This is a genomic window from Variovorax sp. GW821-FHT09A10 (assembly GCF_059418385.1).
Genome location: NZ_JBWKPT010000005.1, coordinates 424,444 through 430,614, shown reverse-complemented (window position 1 = coordinate 430,614; position 6,171 = coordinate 424,444). Strand labels below are relative to the sequence as shown.

The 6,171-nt window shown below is 68.4% G+C and carries 5 protein-coding genes, 1 tRNA gene and 1 pseudogene; 3 read left to right on the top strand and 4 right to left on the bottom strand.

What is annotated here, in order from left to right; genetic code table 11:
• Positions 1–76 precede the first annotated feature (76 nt).
• The 3 genes and pseudogenes from AC07Q9_RS21700 to hrcA all read right to left on the bottom strand — a co-directional run.
• Positions 77–297 (bottom strand): annotated as a pseudogene (locus tag AC07Q9_RS21700) (transposase); the annotation flags it as partial.
• 158 nt (positions 298–455) lie between these two features.
• Positions 456–532 (bottom strand) — tRNA-Ile (locus AC07Q9_RS21695).
• A gap of 35 nt (positions 533–567) precedes the next feature.
• The gene (gene hrcA / locus AC07Q9_RS21690) at positions 568–1,575 is read right to left on the bottom strand and encodes a heat-inducible transcriptional repressor HrcA (protein WP_492680358.1); all 1,008 of its coding nucleotides are present in this window, start codon (positions 1,573–1,575) and stop codon (positions 568–570) included.
• Between the two features lie 31 nt (positions 1,576–1,606).
• On the opposite strand from hrcA, the gene AC07Q9_RS21685 reads away from it, so the two are divergent.
• Genes AC07Q9_RS21685 through rapZ form a run of 3 tightly spaced genes read left to right on the top strand, consistent with a single transcriptional unit; the run spans position 1,607 to position 5,107 of the window.
• On the top strand, positions 1,607–2,512 hold the full coding sequence (locus AC07Q9_RS21685; RefSeq protein ID WP_062476290.1) for an NAD kinase: 906 nt from the start codon (positions 1,607–1,609) through the stop codon (positions 2,510–2,512).
• A 37-nt stretch (positions 2,513–2,549) separates the two neighbouring features.
• Positions 2,550–4,232 carry a DNA repair protein RecN gene (recN, locus tag AC07Q9_RS21680; RefSeq protein ID WP_495311745.1) on the top strand — a complete coding sequence of 561 codons (1,683 nt, stop codon included), beginning with the start codon at positions 2,550–2,552 and terminating at the stop codon, positions 4,230–4,232.
• 2 nt (positions 4,233–4,234) lie between these two features.
• Positions 4,235–5,107 carry an RNase adapter RapZ gene (rapZ, locus tag AC07Q9_RS21675; RefSeq protein ID WP_062476353.1) on the top strand — a complete coding sequence of 291 codons (873 nt, stop codon included), beginning with the start codon at positions 4,235–4,237 and terminating at the stop codon, positions 5,105–5,107.
• Positions 5,108–5,120: 13 nt separating this feature from the next.
• Here the strand turns inward: rapZ and mutY are convergent, their stop codons facing one another.
• Complete coding sequence (mutY, locus tag AC07Q9_RS21670) at positions 5,121–6,155, bottom strand: A/G-specific adenine glycosylase (RefSeq protein WP_495311750.1); 1,035 nt, start codon at positions 6,153–6,155, stop codon at positions 5,121–5,123.
• Positions 6,156–6,171 lie beyond the last annotated feature (16 nt).

The following is a 6,171-nucleotide window of genomic DNA, read 5'->3' as shown; positions in this document are numbered from 1 at the left end:
GGGTAGGGTTTTACGTGGGTCAGTCTTAGACGGAAATTACTGCGTTAGCTGGGTCAATTTTCGGCGGCAATCAACAGCACGTTTGCAGCGTGGTGGCCGGGTACACCGCAGCCAGCGCCTCGGGCATGCCCTTCAAGTCGTCGGTGACGGCAATGAGGATGTCATTGACCCCGCAGGTCTTCAGGTCGTTGAACACCTTCATCCAGAACTTGGCACCCTCGCGGTGCCCTCGATCCACAGTCCCAGGATGTCGCGCGTGCCGTCGGGCAGCACGCCCAGGGCCAGGTAGATGGTACGTGGAGGGAAGAAATCAGCGTGGAATGCGAGAGCACCAGCATCGCACCTCAAAACTCCCTTACATCGGCCGTTACATCGAGAGAAAGTAGCGACAGAAAGAGAAAGAGCTTGCTACCCTTTTAGTAGCAAGCTCTTCTGTGACCACAAGGTCTTGTAGCTGGTAGGCCGTGATGGGCTTGAACCATCGACCAACGGATTATGAGTCCGCTGCTCTAACCAACTGAGCTAACGGCCCACGCGGGCCCGATTCTATGCGCCGCGCGCGGCCGCTTACTTGCGGTGGCTCAGCGCGTTGCTCACCAGCCGCGACGTGATGTCGACGATCTGGATCATGCGGTCGTACGGCATGCGGGTCGGGCCGATCACGCCCAGCGTGCCGACCACCTGGCCGTCGACCTCGTAGTTGGCGCTGACGATGGACAGCTCCTCGAAGGGCACGACCTGGCTTTCGCCGCCGATGAAGATGCGCACGCCCTCGGCCTTGCTCGACACATCGAGCAGCCGCATCAGCTGCGCCTTCTCCTCGAAGAGATCGAAGGCGCGCCGCAGCTGCCCCATGTCGCTGGAGAAATCGGTCACCGACAGCAGGTTGCGCTCGCCCGAGATCACGACGTCGTCGGCCTTGGCATCGGTGAGCACTTCGGAGCTGACCTGCACCGCGGCCTGCATCAGCGCGGCGATTTCACCGCGCAGCTTCTCGACCTCGGATTGCAGGCGGTCGCGCACCTGCTCGATCGTCAGGCCCGCGAAGTGCGCATTGATGTAGTTCGAGGCCTCGACCAGTTGCGACTGCGAGTAGTCGGATTCCGGGAAGATCACGCGGTTCTGCACGTCGCCATCGGGCGACACGATGATCACCAGCAGCCGCCGCTCCGACAGCCGCAAAAATTCGATCTGCTTGAACACCGAGGCGCGGCGCGGCGCCATCACGACGCCCACGAACTGCGACAGGTTCGACAGCAGGTGGGCGGCGTTGGCGATCACCTTCTGCGGCTGGTCGGCGGCCAGGCTCGGCGCGCTCATCTGCTCGCGCTGCGCGGTCAGCATGGTGTCGACGAACAACCGGTAGCCGCGCGTGGTCGGCACGCGCCCGGCCGAGGTGTGGGGGCTGGCAATGAGCCCCAGCGCCTCGAGGTCGGACATGACGTTGCGGATGGTCGCGGGCGAGAGATCCAGCCCCGCCGAACGCGAGAGCGTGCGTGATCCGACGGGTTGCCCATCGGCGATGTAACGCTCGACCAGCGTCTTCAACAGCAACTTGGCACGGTCGTCCAGCATTGCAAGATTTTAGTGTTGTAATTTGTGAGCTATGACCTCACGCTTTCGTCACGTCGCCCTGATCGGCAAATACCAGGCTTCCGGCGCCCGGGCGCAGGCCGATGCCCGCGACGGCGTGATGGAGGGCATTGGCGCCTTCCTCGAATCGCAGGGATGCACGGTGTTCGTGGAGCGCTCGTCCTGCGAGGACACCGACGCGCCACCGCACCCGCGCTACCAGGCACTGTCGGTCGAAGAAATCGGCCAGCGCTGCGACCTCGGTCTCGTGGTCGGCGGTGACGGCACCATGCTCGGCATCGGCCGGCAGCTCGCGTGCTACGGCATCCCGCTCATCGGCATCAACCGCGGCCGGCTGGGCTTCATCACCGACATCCCGCTGGACAACTACCAGGCCACGCTGATCCCAATGCTGGCCGGCGAATACGAGGAAGACCACCGCAGCCTGATGCACGCGCAGGTGCTCCGCGACGAGGCCGTGGTGTTCGACGCGCTCGCGATGAACGACGTGGTGGTCAACCGCGGCGCCACCTCGGGCATGGTCGAGATGCGCGTGTCGGTGGGCCGCCATTTCGTGGCCAACCAGCGCGCCGACGGGCTGATCATCGCGTCGCCCACGGGCTCGACGGCCTACGCGCTGTCGGCCGGAGGGCCGCTGCTGCATCCGGCGGTGCCGGGCTGGGTGATGGTGCCGATCGCGCCGCACACGCTGTCCAACCGCCCCGTGCTGCTGCCCGATGCCGACGAGATCGTGATCGAGCTGGTGAGCGGGCGTGACGCCAGCGCCAATTTCGACATGCAGTCGCTCGCCTCGCTCGCCATCGGCGACCGCGTGGTGGTGCGCCGCTCCGACTTCCGGGTGCGCTTCCTGCACCCGCGCGGCTGGAGCTACTTCGACACGCTGCGGAAAAAACTCCATTGGAACGAAGGGGGCTCCTGAATGAAGGACCACGCCCCCAGCTTGAGGACGAACTGAGATGGCTTTGCGACGCATCGCACTGCGCGACTTCGTGATCGTGCGGTCCCTTGAACTCGACCTGTCCGCCGGCTTCACGGTGCTGACCGGGGAAACCGGCGCCGGCAAGTCCATCCTGATCGACGCGCTGCAGCTGGCGCTGGGCAACCGCGCCGACGCCGGTGCCGTGCGCGAAGGCGCCGAGCGGCTCGACGTGAGCGCCGAGTTCGACGCCGACCCGGCCCTGGCCGGCTGGCTCGACGAAGGCGGCTTCGAGGCGGGCGATGGCCTGCTGTTGCGCCGCACGGTCGACCTGCAGGGACGCAGCCGCGGCTGGATCAACGGCAGCCCCGCCACCGCCACGCAGCTGCGCGAACTCGGCGATCGCCTGCTCGACATCCACGGCCAGCACGCCTGGCAGAGCCTGACCCGCCCCGAGGCCGTGCGCGGCCTGCTCGACGCCTACGCGGGCGCGCGCACCGACGCGCTCGACGCCGCCTGGCAGAGCTGGCGCCAGGCGCTCTCGGCGGTCGAGCACGCACGCTCGGCGCAAGACTCGCTGCAGCGCGAGCGCGAGCGGCTGCAATGGCAGATCTCCGAAGTCGCCAAGCTGGCGCCGGGTGCCGACGAGTGGGACGAACTCTCGGCCCACCATTCGCGCATCTCGAACGCGCAGGCGCTCATCGACGCCGCCCAGGGCGCGAGCCAGGCGCTCGAAGACGACGACAACGGCGCCCTCGCCGCCCTCTCGCGCGCCGCGACGCTGCTGCAGAACTGCGAACACATCGAGCCCGAATTCCGCACGCTGGGCGAGGTGCTGGCCTCCTGCGTGGCGCAGGCCTCGGACGCGGCTCACTCGCTGCACGGTTACCTGCGCGACACCGACACCGATCCCAAGACCCTCGCCGAACTCGACGAGCGCATGGGCCTGTGGATGTCGCTCGCGCGCCGCTACAAGCGCACGCCGGCCGAGCTGCCCGTGCTGCTGGCCGGCTGGCAGGCAGAGCTGCAGGCGCTCGATGCGCAAAGCGACCTCGAAGGCCTCGAACGCGCCGAGCAGAACACCCAGCAGGCCTACATGAAGGAAGCCAAGGCCCTCGGCAAGATCCGCAAGCAGGCCGCGCCGCGCCTGGCCCAGGCCGTCACGCAGGCGATGCAAGGCCTGGGCATGCAGGGCGGGCGCTTCGACGTCGAACTGCAGCCGCTGGCACAGCCCGGCCGCGCCGGCCTCGAAGAAATCTCGTTCCTGGTGGCCGGCCACGCCGGCAGCACGCCGCGCGCCATCGGCAAGGTGGCCTCGGGTGGTGAGCTCTCGCGCATCGCATTGGCCATCGCCGTGACGACCAGCGAACTGGGCGCCGCGCAGACGCTGATCTTCGACGAGGTCGATGCAGGCGTGGGCGGCGCCGTCGCCGAGACCGTGGGCCGCCTCATGAAGCAGCTCGGCCGCGACCGCCAGGTGCTCGCCGTGACCCACCTTCCGCAGGTGGCGGCCTGCGCCGACCACCACCTCGTGGTCGCCAAGCGCCAGACGACGGCGGCCGGCACGGACGGCCCGCGCACCGAAAGCGGCGTGTCGCGCCTGGCAGCCGACGACCGCGCCCGCGAAATCGCCCGCATGCTGGGCGGTGAAAAGGTGTCGGCCACCTCGCTGGCCCATGCGCGCGAAATGCTGGGCCACAAGACGCCGGCGACCGCCCCATGAACATGAATCTCGACCTCGTCCTCATCACCGGCATGTCGGGCTCCGGCAAGTCGGTGGCGCTGCACGCGCTGGAAGACGCCGGCTACTACTGCGTCGACAACCTGCCACCCGAACTGCTCACGGCCTTCATCGCCCTGCAGCACGAACAGCAAGCCACACGCGTGGCGATCGCGATGGACGTGCGCAGCGGCGTGTCGCTGCCGATCGTGCCGCAGCAGCTCGAGGCGTTGCGCGCCGACGGCGTCTCGCTGCGCTCGCTGTTCCTCGACGCGACCACCGACGCGCTGCTGCGCCGCTATTCGGAAACGCGCCGGCGCCACCCGCTCTCGCGCCAGGAAAGCCGCACCGACGTGCCCGAGCAGCATCGCGTGCTGGTGCAGGCCATCGAGCTCGAACGCGAGCTGCTGGCCGACCTGCGCGACGGCGCCGACGTGATCGACACCAGCCTCATCCGCCCCGCGCAGCTGCAGAGCTACATCAAGGGGCTGATCTCGGCGCCGCAGAACGCGCTGACGCTGGTGTTCGAATCGTTCGCCTTCAAGCGCGGCGTGCCGCTCGATGCCGACTACGTGTTCGACGTGCGCATGCTGCCCAACCCGCACTACGTGCCGGCGCTGCGCGCGCTCACGGGCCGCGACGAGCCGGTGATCGAATGGCTGCGCGAGCATGACGACGTGGCGCGCATGTTCGACGACATCGAGCAGTTCCTGACGCACTGGCTCGACGCGCTGGCGCGCGACCACCGCAGCTACGTGACGGTGGCCATCGGCTGCACGGGCGGGCAGCACCGGTCGGTGTTCCTGGTCGAGCAGCTGGCACGCGCCTTCGGTGCCCGCTGGGGCGCGCTCAAGCGCCACCGCGAACTCGACGCCTGAGGGCGAAGGCCGCTCAGGCCTCAGCGGCTTCCAGCAGCTTGCGCATCGGGGCGGGCAGCCCCAGCCGGCTCCACTCCTGCGCCTCGACCCAGCGCGCGCCCTCGCCTTGCGGCTGGACGCCCTGGAGCTGTACCGGATGCAAATGCAGGTCCTTGTGGGTCAGCACGTGCACGAAGGGCGGCAGGTCTTGCGTGTCGTGCGCAGCACCCTGCGGCAAGGCCGCGAGCAGCGCCTCATGGCTGTCGAACACGGGCAGGCAATGCAGCCCCGCCCAGATGCCCTTGGCCGGCCGCTTCTCCAGCCACACGCGCCCTTGCGCGTCACGCGCCAGCAGCACCCACAGCGACTGGGCGCTGCGCTTGAGCTTGCGCGTCTTCACCGGATAGCGCTCGGGCGCACCCTGGCGCAGGCCCGCGCAGCTCGCGTTCACCGGGCAGATCATGCAGCTGGGCTTGCGCGGCAGGCAGACCGTGGCGCCCAGGTCCATCAGGCCCTGCGTGTAGCTCGCCACCGCCTCGCGCTGGCCGTCCGGCGGCAGCAGCTGCGTGGCGAGGTCCCACAGCGCGCGCTCCTGCGCCGACGACGACATGTCGCCGTCGAAACCGAGCACGCGTGTCAGCACGCGCTTCACGTTGCCGTCGAGGATGGCCACGCGCTCGCCGAAACAGAAAGCCGCAATCGCCGCAGCCGTGGAGCGCCCGATGCCGGGCAAGGTCACGAGTTCGGCGGCGGTGTGCGGAAAGGCGCCGCCGAAGCGCGCGACCACCTCCTGCGCGCAGCGGTGCATGTTGCGCGCGCGGCTGTAGTAGCCGAGGCCGCTCCACAGGCCGAACACCTCGTCCTCGGTGCCGGCGGCCAGCGCCGCCACGTCGGGGAAGCGTTCGAGAAAGCGCACGAAGTAACCGAGCACGGTCGTGACCTGAGTCTGCTGGAGCATCACCTCGGAGAGCCAGACGCGGTAAGGGTCGCGCGTGTTCTGCCACGGCAACTCGCTGCGCCCGTGGCTGCGCTGCCAGCGCACGATCTGTGCGGCGAAATCGGGGGGCAGCGACAGGGAAGTGGAA